The 757-nt window shown below is 77.4% G+C and carries 1 protein-coding gene; it reads right to left on the bottom strand.

Going from position 1 to position 757, the window contains the following annotated elements:
- On the bottom strand, window positions 1-757 hold a 757-nt coding region (locus MXD58_RS26060), incomplete at both ends, for an FAD-binding oxidoreductase (protein WP_250610388.1).

The following is a 757-nucleotide window of genomic DNA, read 5'->3' as shown; positions in this document are numbered from 1 at the left end:
GTCGCGGGAACCGCGCCTGGCCGTGTCGTGCTGACGAGGTGGGCCGGCCAGGCCGGCGAGCGTCTCGGTCTCGTCCGAGAGCCGGCACACGGTGGGCCGCAGGTCGCGCACGGCCAGGGCGCGCAGCAGCCGGGTCCCGGTGGCGAAGTCGGGCACCGACCAGCCCTCATAGAGGCGACGGGCCGGCAGCGGCCGCACCCGCGCCACCACCTGGGTGATCACGCCGAAGGCACCTTCGGAGCCGAGGATCAGCTCGCGCAGATCCGGTCCGGCCGCCGACGCGGGCGCGCGGCCGAGCTCCCAGGAGCCGGCGGGCGTGGCCACGCGCAGCCCGACGACCAGGTCGTCGAAGCGGCCGTAGCCCGCGGAGGCCTGCCCGCTGGAGCGGGTGGCGGCGAAGCCGCCGATCGAGGCGTACTCCCAGGACTGCGGCAGATGCCCGAGGGTGAGCCCTTCCTCGGCGAGCAACTCCTCGGCCCGCGGGCCGCGCAGGCCGGCGTCGAGTTCGGCGGTGCCGGACTCCCGGTCGACCCGGCCCAGGCGGTCCAGCCGGGACAGGTCGAGCGCGATCACAGGCCGGTCGCCGCGCCCGGACGGCGCGAGGCCGCCGACGACGGAGGTGCCGCCGCCGTAGGGCACGATGACGATCCGTTCCTGGTTCGCGACCCGGAGCACGGCGAGCACCTCGTCGTGGCCGGCGGGCAGGACGACGGCGTCGGGCGCGGCCGCGGCGTCGCCGGCCCGCAGCCGCAGCAGG

The sequence above is a fragment of the Frankia sp. AgKG'84/4 genome, from assembly GCF_023242965.2.
Lineage (GTDB): Bacteria > Actinomycetota > Actinomycetes > Frankiales > Frankiaceae > Frankia.
Note: the sequence above shows the minus strand (reverse complement) of the source record. Positions and strands in the feature narration are given on the sequence as shown.